At 68.4% G+C, this 18,851-nt stretch carries 19 protein-coding genes; 10 read left to right on the forward strand and 9 right to left on the reverse strand.

Annotation, left to right across the window (positions count from 1 at the left end; translation table 11 throughout):
• Window positions 1–92 precede the first annotated feature (92 nt).
• Window positions 93–1,571, forward strand: coding sequence for a YibE/F family protein (locus ACWD26_RS05250; RefSeq protein ID WP_451266360.1), 1,479 nt, complete (start codon window positions 93–95; stop codon window positions 1,569–1,571).
• Window positions 1,572–1,602: 31 nt separating this feature from the next.
• On the opposite strand, the gene ACWD26_RS05255 is transcribed toward ACWD26_RS05250, so the two are convergent.
• From ACWD26_RS05255 to ACWD26_RS05270, 4 genes are all read right to left on the reverse strand, one after another.
• The gene (locus ACWD26_RS05255; RefSeq protein ID WP_451266362.1) at window positions 1,603–2,040 is read right to left on the reverse strand and encodes an SsgA family sporulation/cell division regulator; all 438 of its coding nucleotides are present in this window, start codon (window positions 2,038–2,040) and stop codon (window positions 1,603–1,605) included.
• Window positions 2,041–2,138: 98 nt separating this feature from the next.
• On the reverse strand, window positions 2,139–2,876 hold the full coding sequence (locus tag ACWD26_RS05260; protein WP_451266654.1) for an IclR family transcriptional regulator: 738 nt from the start codon (window positions 2,874–2,876) through the stop codon (window positions 2,139–2,141).
• Between the two features lie 728 nt (window positions 2,877–3,604).
• Window positions 3,605–3,817 carry a DUF5326 family protein gene (locus tag ACWD26_RS05265; RefSeq protein WP_451266364.1) on the reverse strand — a complete coding sequence of 71 codons (213 nt, stop codon included), beginning with the start codon at window positions 3,815–3,817 and terminating at the stop codon, window positions 3,605–3,607.
• 165 nt (window positions 3,818–3,982) lie between these two features.
• Entirely contained in the window at window positions 3,983–4,300 is a 318-nt protein-coding gene (locus ACWD26_RS05270; protein WP_451266366.1) for a cupin domain-containing protein, read from the reverse strand.
• Between the two features lie 57 nt (window positions 4,301–4,357).
• Between ACWD26_RS05270 and ACWD26_RS05275 the strand changes: the two genes are divergently transcribed.
• The 5 genes from ACWD26_RS05275 (at window position 4,358) to ACWD26_RS05295 (ending at window position 8,081) form a co-directional block, all read left to right on the forward strand.
• Complete coding sequence (locus ACWD26_RS05275) at window positions 4,358–4,735, forward strand: phage holin family protein (protein WP_451266368.1); 378 nt, start codon at window positions 4,358–4,360, stop codon at window positions 4,733–4,735.
• 9 nt (window positions 4,736–4,744) lie between these two features.
• Window positions 4,745–5,236 (forward strand): low molecular weight protein-tyrosine-phosphatase, encoded by a 492-nt coding sequence (locus ACWD26_RS05280; protein ID WP_451266370.1) that lies wholly within the window; start codon window positions 4,745–4,747, stop codon window positions 5,234–5,236.
• Window positions 5,233–6,378: a cystathionine gamma-lyase gene (locus ACWD26_RS05285; protein ID WP_451266372.1), complete on the forward strand. Its 1,146-nt coding sequence runs from the start codon at window positions 5,233–5,235 to the stop codon at window positions 6,376–6,378. The genes ACWD26_RS05280 and ACWD26_RS05285 overlap by 4 nt, the downstream gene beginning before the upstream one ends.
• A gap of 195 nt (window positions 6,379–6,573) precedes the next feature.
• Entirely contained in the window at window positions 6,574–7,479 is a 906-nt protein-coding gene (locus ACWD26_RS05290) for a LysR family transcriptional regulator (RefSeq protein WP_451266374.1), read from the forward strand.
• Window positions 7,480–7,601: 122 nt separating this feature from the next.
• Entirely contained in the window at window positions 7,602–8,081 is a 480-nt protein-coding gene (locus tag ACWD26_RS05295) for an NUDIX domain-containing protein (protein ID WP_451266376.1), read from the forward strand.
• A gap of 34 nt (window positions 8,082–8,115) precedes the next feature.
• Here ACWD26_RS05295 and ACWD26_RS05300 read toward each other — a convergent pair whose 3' ends face one another.
• A complete protein-coding gene (locus ACWD26_RS05300) occupies window positions 8,116–9,573 on the reverse strand; it encodes a globin domain-containing protein (RefSeq protein ID WP_451266377.1) in 1,458 nt (485 codons plus the stop codon).
• Window positions 9,574–9,990: 417 nt separating this feature from the next.
• On the reverse strand, window positions 9,991–10,623 hold the full coding sequence (locus ACWD26_RS05305) for an HAD family hydrolase (protein WP_451266379.1): 633 nt from the start codon (window positions 10,621–10,623) through the stop codon (window positions 9,991–9,993).
• A 165-nt stretch (window positions 10,624–10,788) separates the two neighbouring features.
• Here ACWD26_RS05305 and ACWD26_RS05310 point away from each other — a divergent pair, with 165 nt between their 5' ends.
• Window positions 10,789–11,655: a GNAT family N-acetyltransferase gene (locus ACWD26_RS05310; protein WP_451266381.1), complete on the forward strand. Its 867-nt coding sequence runs from the start codon at window positions 10,789–10,791 to the stop codon at window positions 11,653–11,655.
• 30 nt (window positions 11,656–11,685) lie between these two features.
• Here ACWD26_RS05310 and ACWD26_RS05315 read toward each other — a convergent pair whose 3' ends face one another.
• Window positions 11,686–12,894, reverse strand: coding sequence for an MFS transporter (locus ACWD26_RS05315; RefSeq protein ID WP_451266383.1), 1,209 nt, complete (start codon window positions 12,892–12,894; stop codon window positions 11,686–11,688).
• Window positions 12,895–13,033: 139 nt separating this feature from the next.
• Here ACWD26_RS05315 and ACWD26_RS05320 point away from each other — a divergent pair, with 139 nt between their 5' ends.
• Window positions 13,034–13,492: a MarR family winged helix-turn-helix transcriptional regulator gene (locus tag ACWD26_RS05320; protein ID WP_451266385.1), complete on the forward strand. Its 459-nt coding sequence runs from the start codon at window positions 13,034–13,036 to the stop codon at window positions 13,490–13,492.
• A gap of 9 nt (window positions 13,493–13,501) precedes the next feature.
• Entirely contained in the window at window positions 13,502–13,954 is a 453-nt protein-coding gene (locus ACWD26_RS05325) for an N-acetyltransferase family protein (RefSeq protein ID WP_451266387.1), read from the forward strand.
• 69 nt (window positions 13,955–14,023) lie between these two features.
• On the opposite strand, the gene ACWD26_RS05330 is transcribed toward ACWD26_RS05325, so the two are convergent.
• Both ACWD26_RS05330 and dnaB read right to left on the reverse strand, forming a co-directional pair.
• Window positions 14,024–15,409: a serine hydrolase domain-containing protein gene (locus ACWD26_RS05330; protein ID WP_451266389.1), complete on the reverse strand. Its 1,386-nt coding sequence runs from the start codon at window positions 15,407–15,409 to the stop codon at window positions 14,024–14,026.
• A 51-nt stretch (window positions 15,410–15,460) separates the two neighbouring features.
• Window positions 15,461–16,936, reverse strand: a complete 1,476-nt coding sequence (dnaB, locus tag ACWD26_RS05335; protein WP_451266391.1) for a replicative DNA helicase — start codon at window positions 16,934–16,936, stop codon at window positions 15,461–15,463.
• A 449-nt stretch (window positions 16,937–17,385) separates the two neighbouring features.
• On the opposite strand from dnaB, the gene ACWD26_RS05340 reads away from it, so the two are divergent.
• On the forward strand, window positions 17,386–18,732 hold the full coding sequence (locus ACWD26_RS05340) for an MATE family efflux transporter (RefSeq protein ID WP_451266393.1): 1,347 nt from the start codon (window positions 17,386–17,388) through the stop codon (window positions 18,730–18,732).
• Window positions 18,733–18,851 lie beyond the last annotated feature (119 nt).

The following is an 18,851-nucleotide window of genomic DNA, read 5'->3' on the forward strand; positions in this document are numbered from 1 at the left end:
CGAGCTCCCGCGTGTGCAAAGGTGCCTCCACGCTAGCGGCAGATGTGGCGCGGTGAACAGTGGGCATCGCTCGTTCTTGCGATGATCGGTCGGTGACCACGACGCAGCAGCCCCCGCCTCCGCCCCCCGAGCCGCCCCATGGCCATGGCCCAGGAAACGGCCATGGGCATGGCTCCGGCGGCGGCCATGGATACGGCTCCGGGGGCGGACACGGCTCCGGAGGCGGGAATGGCCCCGGTGACGGACATGGCCACGGCTCCTCCTCCGGCGGCGGCCACGGCCATTCCCACAGCCACAGCCACGGCCCCGCCGCACCCGTCTCACAGCACCTGCGCAAGGTCATCGCCGCAGTGCTGATCCCCTTCGCGACCGCGGTCGTCGTGGGCCTCGTCGTGCTCTGGCCCGGCGGCGCACCGGCGCATGAGCGCACCGGGGTGGGCTTCGACCGGCAGACACAACAGGCGACCGTCACCAAGGTCGAAGAGGTCGACTGCTCGTCGGTCAACGCCTCGGGCGTCCCCCCGACCGGCGACACGTCCACGGCCGAGGGCTCGTCCGCCCAGCAGCAGGCGAACGGCACATGCAAAAAGGCCACGATCCGGGTCGACACCGGCAAGGACAAGGGCCGTACGTTCACGGAGATCGTGCAGCCCGACCAGTCACGGCAGTTGGAGCAGGACCAGGAGGTCGTGGTCGCGTACGAGCCTGCCGCGCCCAGGGACCTGCAGTACTCGGTCACCGATGTGAACCGGAAGTTCCCGATGGCGCTGCTCGCCGGGATCTTCGCGCTCGCCGTCGTGGCGGTGGGCCGGCTGCGCGGTCTCATGGCCCTGATCGCGCTGGCCATCAGCTTCCTGGTGCTGACGCTCTTCATCCTGCCGGCCATCCTCCAGGGATCGAATCCGCTGGTGGTGGCGGTGGTCGGGTCGAGCGCCATCATGCTGATCGCGCTCTATATGTGCCACGGGCTCTCGGCCCGGACATCCGTGGCGGTCCTCGGCACCCTGATCTCACTGCTGCTGATCGGTCTGCTGGGTTCGGGGTTCATCGGCTGGGCCTATCTGACCGGCAACACGGACGACAACACCGGCCTGATCCACGGTCTGTACCCGACGATCGACATGAGCGGTCTGCTGCTCGCGGGCGTCATCATCGGTTCGCTCGGTGTCCTCGACGACGTGACGGTCACCCAGACGTCGGCGGTCTGGGAGCTGCACGAGGCGAACCCGGCGATGGGCTGGCGGGGGCTGTACCGCGCGGGCATCCGGATCGGCCGGGACCACATCGCCTCGGTGGTCAACACGCTCGTGCTGGCCTACGCCGGTGCGGCGCTGCCCCTGCTGCTGCTCTTCTCGATCGCGCAGAGCAGTGTCGGCACGGTCGCCAACAGCGAACTGGTCGCCGAGGAGATCGTGCGCACGCTCGTCGGCTCGATCGGCCTGGTGGCGTCCGTCCCGGTGACCACGGCACTGGCCGCCCTCGTCGTCTCGGCCGATCGCCCCAGCGCCCCGGAAGCGGCGGCCGTGCCGGCTCCGGCACGTGGGGGAAGGGGCCGCCGCCGCAAGCGCTGAAGCGTTACGGCGCCGTCGGCGCCGTAACGCTTCATCCCGCGCTCTGTTCCTCCGCCAGGATGCGGTCCAGCGCCTCGTCGAGCAGCATGTCGAAGTCGGCGAGGGAACGCTCCTGCCCCAGCGGCACGAGCTTGTCCGTACGGTCCAGGAAGGCCACCAGCGGCGCTGTGCCCACCCGGAACATCGCCTGGTCGGTGCCCACCTGAAGCCGGATCAGGACCTCGCCGAACGTCTCCGGATCGGCGGGCGCGATGTGGACGTCCCCGTCCCCGCACGGCCGCCCCACCCCGTCGATGAGCAGCTCCCGCCCGAAGGCCCACGTGACGGGGGCGTCGCCGGGCAGGTGGAAGGTCAGCCGCACGGCGTAGGGATCACAGGTGTCGTAACGCAGCTCCACCGGGATGCGGAAGGAGAGCTCCTCCGAGACGAGGAAGCTCATCATGACCTCTGCCTGTACCGACTCGCGCATCGCCTACCCCGCCGTGTTCGTCGACTGGCCAGGAATCATCCGCCTGACACCTCTGGAAGTTTGCTGAAAGTACACGAGAGATCACAAGGAGTGATTTTTCAGATGCTGATAGAGATCGCGAGTGTCCCTAGTAGCTTTCCGATCTCCGTCTGCAACTGATGGGCCGCGGGCAACAGCCGGTCGGCCTGGTGGCAGGGAAGCGAGATGGCCAGCGTCGCGGCGGTCGTCCCGGCGGTGATGGGAATCGCGGCACAGACCGTCCCGAGGGCGTACTCCTGCCGCTCCACGACCGGTTCCATCCGCCCGATCCGGTCCAGGCGCCGTAGCAGCGTCTCGGTGTCACGGACCGTGTACGGGGTGATCGACTGCACCGGATAACGCTCGAGGTGGTCACGGCGGGCCTCGTCGCTCAGTTGGGACAGCAGACACTGCCCGATGGCGTGCGCGTGGCCCGTCTCCCGGAAGTCGGCCCACTCCTCCACTGCCGGAGTGCTCGGGCTGTCGGCGACGCACATGACCTCGATCTCGCCGTCCCGGTAGATCGCGAAGTAGACGGGGGCGCCGAGGGCGTCCCGCCAGTGCGCCAAAGCCTCACCCACCGTGCTGCGACGTTTCTGCTGCGCTCCGCTGCTGCTCAGCCGCTCGGCCGCCTCGCCGAGGAAGAACAGTCCTTTCTCCCTGTGCAGATAGCCCTCGTGCACCAGCGTGCGCAGCAGGTGGTACGCCGTGGGCAGGGCGAGCCCGGCGTCCCGCGCCAGTTGTTTGGCGGGCGCGCCTTGTTCCCGCTCGGCGACTGCCTCCAGCAACCGCATCGCCCGCTGGACGGAGCCGATCAGCGTGCCGGAGTTCGCCTCCGACGCGGCCGGTGACGCCGGGGACGGGATGCGCGCTCCCCTCGCTGTCCCGTGCCCTTGAGGCGGCACGGGACGGACGGGCCCCGCCGTCCGCGTCCGTGTCTGGGACCGGCTCCGAGTCCGGGTCGGGGGTGCCGGTGGCTGCGCCTGCGCCAAGGACGGTGACGCCGAGGACTCCGTCCGCGTCTGCGTCACGGACGGCATAGCGCCTCGCACGTTCTCCTCGCCCGGTGAGGTGCGTGGCTGCACGGGAGGAGCGGGGGCCTTCGAGGGCGTCGCACGCGGCGGTGGCGGCGGGGCCTGTGTCTTGGCGGCCTGGACACGCGGCTGCTCAGCGGCCTGGGCACACGGCTGCTCGGCGGCTGCCGGTGTCGATCGAGGTCCCGGCTGTGTGGGGGGAGCCGCGCTCTGTGACCGGGAGCGCTGTCGGGCGGGTGAGGTGAACGGTTCTGCGGGTGCGGTGTCAGCCGTGGCCAAGGGTCACTCCCGAAGCGCGAGGAGGGCCGCCCGTGCGGGGACACGGGAGGGAGATGCGCCGCCCGCGGGGTCGAACCCGCGACGAGTGCCCGGACTCTAGCCGCCCGTCACCGCTCGCAGACGGCCCAGCCGGGAAACTTCCCCCTGGCGAGGGAACCTCACGTTCCTTTTACCGCCGTGCCCTGGCCAGGCCTCACCCACTCACGCCTCAGCCGTCGCGCCGTGCTGACGTCTCACCAGTCGCCGCGTGACGAGGAGCCCGCCGTGAACTTCCGTACGGCGTAGATCAGTCCGCCGACCAGCGCCACGAAGACCAGCACCTTGAAGAGCAGGCTCACCACGACCTGGACGACGCTGACTATCAGCCCTCCGAACACCAGCAGGGCGATGACCGGCACCGCGATCCACTTCACCCACCACGGCATCCCCGCGAAGATCTCCCGCATCGCCCTTGCTCCTCACGTCGCCACCCGTCGCCCCGCACACCGGGGCACTGATTCCGGGCCTTCTGCTGTCCTGCCATCGATGCTAGGGCCGCGAAGAGGCCGTTCGGGGGCTTCGCACCCCTTGTCCGTCCCTGATCGTCCCCCTAGGGAACACGGAAGCGGACGTCAGCCCTCCGGCGGAGAGAACACCACCACGACCCTCAAGTCCTCGGTGATGTGGTGGAACTTGTGGGCGACTCCGGCAGGCACGTACACGACACTGCCGCGCGCCACCTGGGTGGTCTCGAAGCCGACCGTGAGCGAGGCGCGGCCGCTCACGACGAGGTACACCTCGTCCTGACCGTGCGGCTTCTGCGGATCAAGGTCACCGGCATCGAGCGCGTACAGACCGACGGACATGTTCCGCTCGTGCAGGAACTGCAGGTAAGCACCGTCGTTGGCGGCGCGCTCCGCCTCCAGTTCGTCCAACCGGAATGCCTTCATCGACTTAGTCGCCCCTGCCCAGTGCTCGTACCGATCTCGTCTGCCACGATCAGACACATGATGAATTTCCTAGTCAAGACGATCGCCAACGCGGGCGCGCTGGCAGTCGCCGTATGGCTGCTCGACAAGATCACGCTGACCGGGGACAGCACGGGCAAGAAGGTCGGCACGCTACTGCTGGTCGCCCTCGTTTTCGGCTTGGTCAACGCGCTGGTCAAGCCGCTTGTGAAGCTGCTCACCCTCCCGCTGTTCATCCTGACGCTCGGCCTGTTCACGCTGGTCGTGAACGCCCTGATGCTGCTGCTCACCTCATGGCTGGCCGACAAGCTCGACCTGAGCTTCCACGTGGAGGGCTTCTGGACCGCCGTCCTCGGCGGCCTGATCATCTCGATCGTCTCCTGGGCACTCCACCTCGTCCTGCCTGACGGAGACTGAGGGCCCGGCATGACGTACCGAGTCTGCTTCGTCTGCACCGGCAACATCTGCCGCTCCCCCATGGCCGAGTCCGTCTTCCGCGCCCGCATAGCGGAAGCCGGGCTCGACTGCCTGGTCGAGGTCGACAGCGCGGGCACCGGCGGCTGGCACGAGGGTGACGCCGCCGATCCGCGCACCGTCTCCGTCCTGGAGGCGAATGGTTACGGCAGCATCCACGCGGCCCGGCAGTTCCAGGTCTCCTGGTTCTCCCGCCTCGACCTCGTGATCGCCCTCGACGAGGGCCACCTCAAGGCCCTGCGCCGCCTAGCGCCGACCGCGGCGGACGCGGACAAGATCCGGCTCCTGCGCTCCTACGACCCCGCAGCCGGCGACGACCTCGACGTTCCCGACCCCTATTACGGGGGCATGGACGGCTTCGAGGAGTGCCTGGAGCTCGTGGAGGCGGCGAGCCCCGGTCTGCTGGACGCCGTACGCGAGAAGGTGGAGGGACGGGCCGCATGAGCACGGAGAACCCCGCCAGGGGCCCCGGTGACGGCACCCGCGCGGTGCGGGCCGGGCTGCCCGAGCCCGTCAAGCACGAGCCGACCCTCCCGGGGCCGGTCTTCGCCGCTCACTACCACCTGCCGGGCGAGCCCACCGGCCCGTACGCCTACGGACGGGACCAGAACCCCACCTGGACCCTCCTGGAGAGCGCGATCGGCTCACTGGAGGCACCCGGGCAGGCCGACGCCGAGGCGGTCGCCTTCGCCTCCGGCATGGCCGCCATCTCGGCCGTCCTCTTCTCCCAGCTGCGCACCGGTGACGTCCTGGTCCTGCCGAGCGACGGATACAACGTCCTGCCCCTCGCGGGTGAGCAGCTGCGGTCGTACGGCATCGAGGTACGCAGCGCCCCGACGGGCGGTGACGCGCAGCTCGACGCGCTCGACGGCGCCAAGCTGCTGTGGCTGGAGACACCGTCGAACCCGGGCCTCGACGTGTGCGACGTGCGGCGGTTGAGCGAGGCGGCACGCGCGCGTGGCTGTCTCGTCGCCGTCGACAACACCCTGGCGACCCCACTCGGGCAGCGGCCGCTGGATCTGGGCGCCGACTTCGCCGTCGCCAGCGGCACCAAGCAACTGACCGGGCACGGGGACGTCCTGCTCGGATACGTGGCCGGGCGCGACGCCTCGCTGATGGCCGGTGTACGGCGCTGGCGCAAGATCGTCGGGGCGATCCCGGGCCCGATGGAGGCCTGGCTCGCACACCGCTCGCTCGCCACACTCCAACTGCGCGCCGACCGTCAGAACACCAATGCCCTGGCCGTGGCCGAGGCGCTCAAGGGACGGCCCGCGGTGACCGGACTGCGCTACCCGGGACTGCCAGACGACCCCTCGCACAAGATCGCCTCGCAGCAGATGCGGCGCTACGGGTGTGTGGTCTCGTTCGCGTTGCCCACACGCGCGTGCGCCGACCGCTTCCTCGACGCGCTCCGGCTCGTGGACGACGCCACGAGCTTCGGCGGGGTGCGGTCCACCGCCGAGCGTCGTGGGCGGTGGGGAGGCGACGCGGTCCCGGAGGGCTTCATCCGATTCTCGGCCGGCGCGGAGGACACCGACGACCTGGTGGCGGATGTGCTGCGGGCGCTCGCTGTTGCTACCGACTAGTACTCAGCTACGCCCAACGGACGGTCCGAGCCTCCCCCCTCGTGGCTCGGACCGTCCCCGGTTCCGCGCGCGAAGAACCGCGCGAACAAGGCTAGTTGACTCTGTGTCAGTGTCCAATCACAGTAGCGACAGGGACCTATCGACTTATTTATAGTTGGGCGCTCCGGAGCGGCGAGGGGAGGGGAAGGGGCGACCATGGATCTGGCCTTACTGCGTACCTTCGTGACCGTGCACCGGGCCGGTTCCTTCACCCGCGCCGCCGCTCTGCTCGGCCTCTCGCAGCCGGCCGTCACCTCGCAGATACGCACCCTGGAGCGACAGCTGGGGCGTCCGCTCTTCCTGCGCCAGGCCCGAGGGGTGACCCCGACGACCATCGGCGACGAACTCGCCCACAAGGCGGCGCCGCATCTGGACGCGCTGGTGGAGATCACCGAGACCGGCCTCGACGACGACTCCTCCTTACGGACCCTCCATCTCGCCGGCCCACCGGAGTTCACCGCCGAGCGGGCCCTGCCCGCCCTCACCGAGCTGACCGGCGACGACGGCCAGGGTTTCGCGCTGCGAGTCTCCTTCGGGAACTCCGACGAGACGCTGGAGGGCCTTGCCGCCGGCCACCACGATCTGGCCATCACCACCGCCCAGCCGCGGGGTGCCCTGCTCACAGCAACTGCACTCTGCGACGAGGAACACGTCCTGGTCGCCGCCCCGCGCTGGGCGCAGCAGATCGCTCCCGCCAAGCTGCGCCGCAAGGGGGCGCACATGCTGAAGGATCTCCCGGTCGTCGAGGTACACGAGTCACTGCCGTTCATCGCTCGCTACTGGGCCTCGGTCTTCGACTCCCGGCCCGCCTCCTCCGGCACCGTCGTCGTCCCGGACCTGCGCGCGGTCCTCGCCTGCGCGATCTCGGGCGCCGGTCTGGCGGTACTGCCCCGCTACCTGTGCGCCTCCGCCCTGGAACGCGGCGACGTCGTCGCGCTCTTCGACCCGACGGTGCCCCCGCTGCGGACGTACTTCCTGGTGGTCCGTACCGGCACCCTAGCCATGCCGCACATCGCGCGGGCGCACGATTGGCTGCTGCGGGCCGCGGTGGGCTGGTCCTGAGGCGGCCTTGAGCTCCTCGACGGAAGCGGGTGGCGACGGCGGGCCATGCACGAGCGCCGGGGAGCCGCTGTTCCTCGCTTCGGCGATGTTTCACGTGGAACATGCAGGGCCACATTTCTCCCATGACCGTACGACCCGTGGTCAAGCGCACCGCCCGTGCCGTTCTGCTCGACGGCGACGACCTGATCCTGATCAAGCGGACCAAGCCGGGCGTCGATCCCTACTGGCTCACGCCGGGCGGCGGGGTCGAACCGGAGGACACGACTGTGGTCGACGCGCTCCACCGCGAAGTGCACGAGGAACTCGGCGCCAAGATCACCGATGTGGTGCCCTGCTTCGTGGACACCGTCGAGCACATCGGGGACGGCGGCGCCACCGGTGTGAAGGTCCAGCACTTCTTCGTCTGCCGTCTGGAGTCCATGGACCCCTCCAAGCGGCACGGCCCCGAGGTGGACGAACCTCAGGGCGAGTACGAGATCGTGCGTATCCCCTTCACCCGGGTCGGCATCGCCTCCGTGCACCTCGTCCCGCTGTCCCTGCGCCACTACCTGGACGGGAACATCGAGGGCGTACGCGCGATGCACGCGCCCGACCTGGGCTGATGTCGACCCGGGCCCGTAGAGGAGACCTCGGCGGTCAGTCTCCGGCGGCCACCAGTTCCTCCACCGAGTCATGGCGTATGCGCTCCGAGGGGATGCCGGCGTCCCTCAACGCGTCCACACCACTGCGGATCATGCCGGGCGGGCCCGAGAGATACACGTCGTACTCGTTCCACGGGCCGTAGTCGCGTATGGCATCGGGCAGCTGGAGCAGTCCGTGCCGGTCGACGACCGGACGGACCTCGAGCCACGAATTGCTCTGCTGCAGCCTCAGCAGCGTGTCGAGGTCGTAGAGGTCCTGGCCGGTGCGGGCTCCGTAGAAGACCTCGACCGGACGGTGCCGCCCGTGTTCCGCGACGTCCTCGACGATGGCCTTGATGGGTGCGATACCGGTGCCGCCGCCCAGACAGAGCAGGCCGCTGTCGGTGGTGTGGTCCACGGTCATCGCGCCGGCCGGCGGCCCCAGGCGCAGAACGTCGCCGGGCCGGGCACGGTGCACGAGGGCGTTGGAGACCCAGCCCGCGGAGATCGCCTTCACATGGAACGACAGCAGTCCGTCCGAGCGGGGCGACGAGGCGAACGAGTAGTGCCGCCAGATCCGCGGCCACCAGGGGGTCTCCAGGCTCGTGTACTGCCCGGCGAGGAAGGGGTACGGCTGGTTCGGGCGGACGGTGAGGACCGCTATGTCGGCGGTTCTCAGCTCGTGCGAGACGACCTCGGCGAGCCACCAGGGCGGGGAGCGCAGTTCGTCGGCGGCCGCCGCGTCGATCATCACTTGGGAGATCGTCGTGTATGCCCGAACCCAGGCCGCCTCGGTCTCGTCGTCCCAGCTCTCCTTGGCGTACCGGCTCAGTGCGCCGATCAGGCATTCGCCGACGGCAGGGTAGTGCTCGGCCTGGGTACCGTACTTGCGGTGGCCGCGGCCGAGGCCCTGCAGATAGTCGACGAGGACCGGAGTGTTGTCGATGTGCTCGGCAGCGGTCAGCAGTGCCTTGAGCAGTCGGTCGCGCTGGGCGTCCATCGCCGGGGGAAACATCGAGCGCAGATCCGGGTGCTGGACGAAGAGCATCGCGTAGAAGTACGAGGTGACCTTGTCGGCGACGGGTCCGATCTCGTTCATCGTCCGCCGGATGAGAACGGCGTCGGGGGAGGCGGCGGTACTGTCGGCGCGCTGAATGGGCAGCCGGGTGTCGAAGACGGACTGATCGGAGCCGGGCTCCGCGGCCACCGGGCCGGGCTGGGGCTGAGGCGCCGCGTTGAGCGGAACGTCCGCGGAGGTCTGTATTCGCTCCCTCGCGGCGTCGCCACGGTCCTGCTGCGCGCTGCTCTTCGGCTCCTGGGGCCGCCCCATGGGCCGTAGGGCGGCGAGACGGTTGCCCTCGGGCTCCTTGTCCCCGCCGGGGGACGGCGGAGACAAGCGCGGCGTGAACCAGCCGCCTCCGTCACTGTCCCCCGAAGTGCCGTTGCCGGCCGACGTGGTGGTCGGAGCGTCCATGGTCTGCCTCGCCTCGAGCATCTTTCGGTCGATCTGCGCACTTCCCCAGTCGGGAGTCGCACGCTTTCCCCCGCGGACGGCCTTGCTTTCCCCGTTCGTTCCCGGTCGACCATTGCGGCCACATTCAATCCGGGTTCCCACTCCGTACGGACAAGTAGGTGAGAGTGTGACGTGAGCCGCAGCCCTCACCGCAGCGTTCCACAGCACACGAGCACCTCACCTCGTAACGGTAAACACAGGTCCTCGATCTCCCTGTCCGGTTAGGCTGCATTGAGCTGCGTTCACGCCCCCGCCATGAGACGACTGCATCTCGCTTCGGACACGAACCGGAATCGACCCTACCGGCAGGCGCGCCACACACAAGTCCCCCCTTGCCTTACAAGGAATTCAATGGGGGCGAATCAACAATTCCTTCAATTACCGGGCGCGGCCCACCAATCCATAGGCATCCCACAGATCCTGCCCTGTGTACGAGTGAGTGGCGAGCCCCGTCAGATGACGGTCGGCATTCACCGCGACCGAGATCGGCACAGTACCGAACAGTTCCGCGTCGGAGAGAGAGTCGCCGTATGCGACGCAATCAGCGCGGGTCAACCCGAACTCCGCGCAGAGCCGGTCCGCGATCTCCACCTTGGCCCCCGGTGTGAGGATCCCGTCGGGGTCGACAGGCTCGGTGAAAGGCACACAGGGGAAACGCGAACCGTATGCCGCGTGCACGCCCCACGCCGTGAGCCGCTCGACGAAGAACGAGGGCGAGAGCGAGATGACGGCGCAGTACTCTCCCCGGTCCTGGATCTCGGCCCAGGTGTCCCGGATCCGTCGCAGCCAGGGCGCACCTTCGAAGGCCGCAGCGACATGGCTCTCGGTGAGGCCGGCCCACAGCGCGTGGACGCGTTGTGCGTAGCCCCGTGAGTCGATGTGTCGTGTCACAAAGTCTCGTTCGAGCTTGGCTATCTCTTTGTCCAGACCGAGCTGCCGCGAGATCTCCACGGGGGCCGCCGTGCCGTGTAACAGGGTTCCGTCCAAGTCGAACAGGTGCAGTCGCGTCATGGGAGCCGAGGCTAGCCGCGCACCTGCACGCGTATGCCTGGAGGCGATGTTTCACGTGAAACATCTGCCCGCGCGCTGTGCGGTTGTGTACGAGATGGCCAAAAAACCGTGCGTCTGACGGCAAACCAGTGGACGCGAGGGCTCGTGTCGGACAGCCTGACCTGCGTGTCGACACCTTCCCCCGCAGCTCTGCCCATCCGCCGCCTGACGCCTCGCGATCTCACCGCGTGCGCCGATCTGTCCCAGGACCGGGGCTGGCCACGCGAGGAGCACAAGTGGGGGCTGCTTCTCACAGCCGGCACCGGGTACGGCGTCGATGATCCCGAGGGTGGTCTCGTCACCGCCTGCGTGGTGACCGAGTACGGCCCGGCGGGCCGCCCGGATCTCGGCGCGATCGGCATGGTTCTGGTGGCCGAGCGGCACGCCCGCCAGGGCATCGGCCGCCGTCTGATGCGCCATGTCCTCTCGCAGATGGGTACGACCCCGCTGACCCTGCACTCCACTCCCTACGGGCGTCCGCTCTATGAGGAGTTGGGCTTCAAGATCACTGGAGAGGCGGAGATGGTCTGCGGGCACTTCACGCCGGGCGGACCTGATCCCGCCGTCTCCACGCGCCCTGCCACGGCCGAGGACCTCACCACGCTCCTGCGCCTCGACGAGGAGGCCTTCGGCACGGATCGCACCCACATCCTCACCCGGCTCCCCGCCTTCGCAGATCAACTGCGCGTGGCCGAGGAGAACGGCCGGATCATCGGATACGCGGCCGCCTGGCCCAACATGGACACACACGTCGTCGGCCCGCTGATCGCCCGTGACGCACAGACGGCGAAGGCGCTCATCGCCTCCCTGGCCGCCCACACCGACCGACCGTTGCGCACCGACATCGACGTACGCCATGAGGGCCTGCTGAGGTGGGTGAAGGAACGCGGCCTGGCATCGGTCGCCTTCAACACGGTGATGACGTACGGGATTTCGGAGCTCCCGGGTGACTGGACCCGACGTTACGCCCCGCTGACCGTGGCGGCGGGCTGAGGCCGAGTCCAGCAGCGCGTCGGACGACCATCACCGATGGATGGCGGCCCGCTGTTCGGCCGTGACCGCTCCCGCGACCACAGTGCCGGCGACGGTCTCCTTGCGCTCGAGCGTCGCCGAGACGAACGCCAACGCGAGAGCACTGGCCGCCAGGGCCGCTCCGACCCAGTTGGGGGCCGTGTAGCCGAGGCCCGCGCCGATGACGAGGCCGCCCAGCCAGGCAGCGAGCGCGTTACCGAGGTTGAAGGCAGCGATGTTCATGGCCGAGGCCAGTGTGGGTGCCCCGTGCGCCTGGTCGAGGACCCGCTTCTGCAGCGGCGGAACGCTCGCGAAGCCCAGAGCGCCGACCAGCGTAAGGGTCACCGCCGCAGCGATCTTGTTGTGCGCGGTGAGCGAGAACAGCGCGAGGACGACGGCCAGGGCTCCCAGTGAGACATACAGCAAGGGCATCAGCGCGCGGTCCGCATATGTACCACCCACGAGATTGCCGCCGACCATGCCGAGGCCGAGCAGGACGAGAAGCCATGTGACGGAGGAGTCGGCGAAGCCGGCGACTTGGATCATCATCGGCGCGATGTAGGTGATGGCCGCGAAGACTCCGCCGAATCCCAGCACGGTCATCGCCATGGCGAGCAGGACCTGGGCGTTCTTGAAAGCGGCCAGTTCATGGCGCAGGCGTACACCCTCCGGCCTGGGTATCTCGGGGACCAGCCGGGCGATGCCCAGCAGTCCGACGACGCCCAGCGCGGCGACCCCGGCGAAAGTGATCCGCCAGCCCACGGACTGCCCGATCAAAGTGCCGAGCGGGACCCCGACGACGTTCGCGACGGTCAGACCGCTGAACATCATCGCGATGGCACCGGCCTTCCGGTCCGGGGCGACGAGGTCGGCTGCGACCACCGAGCCGATACCGAAGAAGGCCCCGTGCGCGAGCGAGGCGACCACCCGGCCGACCAGCATGACGGAGTAGGCGGGGGCGACCACGGAGAGCAGGTTGCCCGCGATGAACAGTCCCATCAGCAGCATGAGCATCCGTTTGCGGGACACCCTCGTACCCAGTGCGGTCATGATCGGCGCTCCGAACACGACCCCGAGTGCGTAGCCGGTCACCAGGAAGCCCGCAGTCGGGATGGAGACAGCGAAGTCTTCCGCGACCTCGGGCAGCACACCCATGATCACGAACTCTGTCGTGCCGATGCCGAAGGCCCCGATCGCGAGAGCCAGAAGCGCGAGAGGCATGGGGAGGTACACCTTCCATTTGATTGCGTATGCGCCATGGAAGCGTACACAATAATTGCAGACGCTCTCTATCTGTGATCGCGGGCAATTGCGGAGGTGCCCTATCCTGGACTTCAGCCGCTCCGGGACGGAGGAACCGATGACAACGACGGACCCTGCTCTCACCGCCCTGGCCCAGGGCTGGTGTGCCCTCTCCCTCCTGCACGGGAGGATCGAGGCGCGCATCGAACGCGCACTGCAGTCCGCGCACGATCTGAGCGTGCGTGAGTACTCCCTGCTCGACGTGCTCAGCCGCCAGCACGACGGGGAGGGCGGGCACCTCCAGATGAAGCAGGTCGCCGACGCGGTCGTCCTCAGCCAGAGCGCCACCACCCGGCTGGTCACCCGGCTCGAGGACCGCGGGCTGCTCGCGCGCTATCTGTGCCCGACCGACCGCCGAGGTATCTACACCGACGTCTCCGAAGCCGGCCTGAAACTCCTCACAGAGGCCCGCCCCACCAACGACGCCGCCTTGCGCGAGGCCCTCGACGAGGCCGCGAAGAATCCCGAACTGGCCCCTCTGGTCCGCGTCGTGGAGTCCCTGAACATGCCCGCATAGGGTGCAGGTATGGGAGATCTTGAAATCCGCCCGGCGACCGAGGGCGACCTGCCTGCCATCGTCACGATGCTGGCCGATGACCCCCTGGGGGCTCAGCGCGAGTCGCCGGACGACCTAGTCCCCTACGTCACCGCACTGGAGCGCCTGAACGGCGACCCGAACCAGCACCTGGTGGTCGCCGTCCGCGAGGGCCGTGTCATCGGCACGCTCCAGCTGACGGTCATTCCTGGGCTCTCCCGGCGCGGCTCCACCCGCTCGATCATCGAGGGTGTACGTGTCCACGCCGATGAGCGCGGCAGCGGTCTCGGCACGCAGCTCATCGAGTGGGCGATCGACGCGTCACGGCAGCAGGGCTGCCAATTGGTACAGCTGACGTCCGACGCCACGCGCACCGACGCGCACCGCTTCTACGAGCGGCTCGGCTTCGAGGCTTCCCATGTGGGCTTCAAGCTGCCGCTCTGAGGAGCGGCCCAATGATGCGAGTGGGGTCATGTTTCACGTGAAACATGACCCCACCACCGTCGAACGACGCTACGAGATCCCGCGCCACCCCTCGGGATCCACTCCACCCGGCACCGGAGCCCCCTCCTCGTACGGCTGACGCGTGAACACGAACGACCCGAGGTCCAGATGGCTCACGGTCCCGTCCGGCCTTCGTACCGCCCGCAGGAGCTCTCCGGCGAAGTATCCGTTGAGCCCGGTCCAACTGCCGTCGTTGTTGCGCCGGAAGTGAGCGCCGCGCAGAGTGGCGGACAACGGCTCCAGTGAGACACCGCCGTCGGCGACGAGCCGCAGCACGAAGCTGTACGTGCCCCAGTACCAAGGTCCGGCCAGCTCCAGGACCGAACGGTCCAGTTCGGGCAATGGCCGCCACGGCTCGGGGATCCGGGGCTCCGCCTCCGCCACAATGCGCACGAGATCGGCGGCCACCTCCGAGACCACCGGCCCGGAGGTGCAGTTGGTCAGCACGACGGCTGCCACATCGTCCTCGACGCTCATGGTGAGCTGTGCGAGGAAACCCGGAACCGAACCGCCGTGGCCGACGAGGAACCGGCCGTCCCGGTGTTGAAGCTGCATCCCGAGCCCGTACGCCGAGCCTGCCGCCACATCGGCGGCCTCCCCCGGCGCAGCCGGCGTCCGCATCTCCCGGAGGGACTCCGCGCTGAGCACTCGGCCGTCCCCCTTGGCCAGAAAGACCGCGAAACGGGCCAAGTCCGCAGCCGTGGACCAGAGTTGACCGGCTGGCCCCATCCGGCCCAGATCCTCAACCTGCTCCGGCAGCATCACATCGGCCCAGGGATGCACGGCCCAGCCACCGGCATGCGGTGCCTCCGGGTGCCAGGTCGTACGGTGCAGGCTCAGCGGTTCGAGCACCTCGCGTCGCAGGACGTCTTCCCAGGGAGCGCCCCGCAACTGCTCGACGAGTGCGCCGAGGAGGGTGAAGCCGGGGTTGGAGTAGTGGAAGCGGCGGCCGACGGGATGCCGGTGGGGGTGCTCGCCCAGCACATCCGTGAGTTCGGGACGCAGGGAGCCGGGGGTGCGCTCCCACCAGGGCGAGGGCGTCTCGGCCGCCAGTCCGCCCGTGTGGGAGAGAAGTTCGGCGATGGTGGCCTCCCCCGCGCCGGTACCCGGCAGATGCTTCTCCAACGGATCGCCAAGATCCAAGACGCTCTCGTCACGCAGGCGCAGGACCAGAACGGCGGTGAAGGTCTTGGTGATCGAGCCGATCCGGTACTGCACATTCGTATCGGGCCCGTGTCCCTCCACGGACGTCCGCGCCCCGCTCCACACCGTCTCCCCGCCCCGGGCCACTGCCGCGACCAGCGACGGTGCCCGCCCCTCGGCCTGAGCGACGGCGATTCGGTGCAGCAGAGCCCGGCGCGTGGCGGGCAGCAGCTCTTCCTGAGGTGTTGTCATGCGCCCAGTCCACCGGGCCCGGCAACGCACGTCGAGCGCATTTCCCTCGGATCAGGTCTGCGCCATGTCCACGAACCGCGAGTAGTGGCCCTGGAAGGCGACCGTGATGGTGGCTGTCGGACCGTTACGGTGCTTGCCCACGATGATGTCGGCCTCGCCCGCGCGCGGCGACTCCTTCTCGTACGCGTCCTCGCGGTGCAGCAGGATCACCATGTCCGCGTCCTGCTCGATCGAGCCCGACTCACGCAGGTCGGAGACCATGGGCTTCTTGTCCGTACGCTGCTCAGGACCACGGTTGAGCTGGGACAGCGCGATCACCGGCAGCTCCAGCTCCTTGGCCAGCAGCTTCAGGTTTCGCGACATGTCCGAGACCTCCTGCTGACGGCTCTCGGACCGCTTACCGCCGGACTGCATGAGCTGCAGATAGTCGATGATGACGAGCTTCAGATCGTTACGCTGCTTCAAACGCCGGCACTTGGCGCGGATCTCCATCATCGACAGGTTCGGGGAGTCGTCGATGTAGAGCGGCGCGGCCGAGACGTCCGGCATTCGGCGGGCGAGGCGCGTCCAGTCCTCGTCGGTCATCGTCCCGGACCGCATGTGATGCAGAGCCACGCGCGCCTCGGCCGACAACAGACGCATCGCGATCTCGTTACGCCCCATTTCGAGCGAGAAGATGACGCTCGGCATGTTGTGCTTGATCGAACAGGCCCGTGCGAAGTCCAGCGCCAGCGTCGACTTACCCATGGCGGGACGGGCCGCGATGATGATCATCTGGCCCGGGTGCAGACCGTTGGTGAGCTGATCGAGGTCGGTGAAGCCGGTCGGCACACCGGTCATCTCCCCCGACCGTGAACCGATCGCCTCGATCTCGTCGAGCGCGCCCTCCATGATGTCGCCGAGCGGCAGATAGTCCTCGGTGGTGCGCTGCTCGGTGACCGCGAAGATCTCGGCCTGAGCCCTGTTGACGATCTCGTCGACGTCGTCGTCGGCCGCGTATCCCATCTGGGTGATGCGGGTGCCGGCCTCGACCAGGCGGCGCAGGACGGCCCGCTCGTGGACGATCTCCGCGTAGTACTCCGCGTTCGCCGCCGTCGGCACCGTCTGGACGAGGGTGTGCAGATAAGAGGCACCGCCGACCTTGGTGATCTCGCCGCGCTTGGTGAGCTCGGCGGCGATGGTGATCGGGTCGGCGGGCTCGCCCTTGGCGTAGACATCGAGGATCGCCTGGTAGATCGTCTCGTGCGCCGGCTTGTAGAAGTCGGGGCCCTTGAGGATCTCGACCACATCGGCGATGGCGTCCTTGGACAGCAGCATGCCGCCGAGAACGGACTGCTCGGCGTCGAGATCCTGCGGGGGCACGCGCTCGAAGGCCGAACCTCCGCCGTCCCACTCACCGTTGTCCCGGCCTCGGTCATGCTGCTCGTCCCTGCCCCGGCCGCCGTCGGGGCGTCGGCGGGAGGCGGGCAGGCGATCACTGGGTCCGCTGTCGGCCCACGGGTCGTCCAGGGGCTCGGAAATGCTCACCGAGCGACCTCCTCCCGTCCGCCGAGCGGACCTCGCCGTGCTTCTCATTTCTACGGCACGACACTGACAAATGAGACGCCCAACTCCGGTTCTGGCGCGTCGGTTTTGCGAGGTTTCCGTGATCTGCCGAGGAGCGGGCGCCGCACCACCGTAGGCCCGTCGGCACCGTCAGCCAATCTGGTTATCCACAGGCCATGTGGACGACGGCCCAGATGCTGTGGAGAACCCCGCGAAACCTGTGCACGACTCGGTGGACAGGCCTGTGAACAAGACCTCGCCCGCACCGACAGATCGGCCCTGACCTGCCTCTTTACCGTCCACCGGCTGTGCAGAAGAAAAACTTTCCCGACTCACTCGAGATCGTCACGATCAGCGCACGACAGTGTGTCCGACCAAGCGAACTGTAATAGTCACTAGTCCATTGCATCTCTTACCTGTGGAAGATTAGATTGGTGGTCATGACACAGGCTTCCGCGACCCCCAGGGCCACTCGGCGTCGGCACGATCGAGAGATCGTCACGCTGGCCGTTCCGGCCTTCGGCGCGCTCGTCGCCGAACCTCTTTTTCTGATGGTCGACACGGCAATCGTGGGCCACCTCGGCACCGCGCAGCTGGCCGGACTCGGCGTCGCCTCGGCCCTCCTCGTCACCGCGGTGAGCGTCTTCGTCTTCCTGGCGTACGCCACCACGGCCGCCGTGGCCCGGCGGGTCGGAGCCGGTGATCTGCGGGCCGCCATCCGCCAGGGCATGGACGGTATCTGGCTCGCCCTCCTTCTCGGCGCTGCCGTCGTCATCGTCGTCGTCCCCACAGCGCCCGCGCTCGTGGCGCTCTTCGGCTCCTCGGACACAGCGGCTCCCTATGCCACGACGTATTTGCGCATCTCCGCCCTGGGCATCCCGGCCATGCTCGTTGTGCTCGCCGCCACCGGTGTTCTGCGCGGCCTGCAGGACACGAAGACACCTCTGTACGTCGCCGTCGCGGGCTTCGTCGCCAATGGAGCCCTGAACGCGGGCCTTGTCTACGGCGCCGACCTGGGCATAGCAGGATCCGCCTGGGGCACGGTCATCGCCCAGGTCGGCATGGCCGCCGCATACCTCTGGGTCGTCGTCCGGGGAGCACGTAGACACGGCGCCTCACTTCGTCCGGACGCTGTCGGCATACGTGCCTCGGCCCAGGCCGGAATGCCCCTGCTGGTCCGTACGCTCTCACTGCGCGCGATTCTCATGATCGCCACTGCCGTCGCCGCCCGGCTCGGGGACGAGGACATCGCCGCGCACCAGATCATCCTCTCGCTCTGGAGTCTGCTTGCCTTCGCCCTGGACGCGATCGCCATAGCCGGGCAAGCCATCATCGGCCGCTACCTCGGGGCGGGCGACACTCAGGGCGCCCGCGAGGCCTGCCGCCGCATGGTGCAGTGGGGGATCGCCACGGGTGCCGTGCTCGGAGTCCTCGTGTTCGTCGCCCGCCCCTTGTTCATCCCGCTCTTCACGGGCGACCCTGCAGTTGAGCAAGCCGCGCTGCCCGCCCTCATCGTGGTGGCGCTCGCTCAGCCGATCTCCGGGATCGTCTTTGTGCTCGACGGCGTGCTGATGGGCGCGGGCGATGGCCCCTACCTGGCCCGGGCCATGTTGCTGACCTTGGCTGTCTTCATCCCGGCTGCTTTGCTCGTCCCCACCTTCGGTGGTGGCCTGACCGCCCTGTGGGGTGCCATGACGCTGATGATGGCGACGCGCCTGCTGACTCTGTGGCTGCGCTCCCGCTCCGGCCTCTGGATCGTCACCGGAGCTACACGCTGAGAGTCTCGCCAAGGTCCCGCTTCGTTTCACGTGAAACATCGCCCACTTCACGCTGTTTCACGTGAAACAGCCGCTTGGCGGTCAATCCTGAGTCGGCCCACACCGGTCAGCAAAGAACC

The sequence above is a fragment of the Streptomyces sp. NPDC002787 genome, from assembly GCF_053592095.1.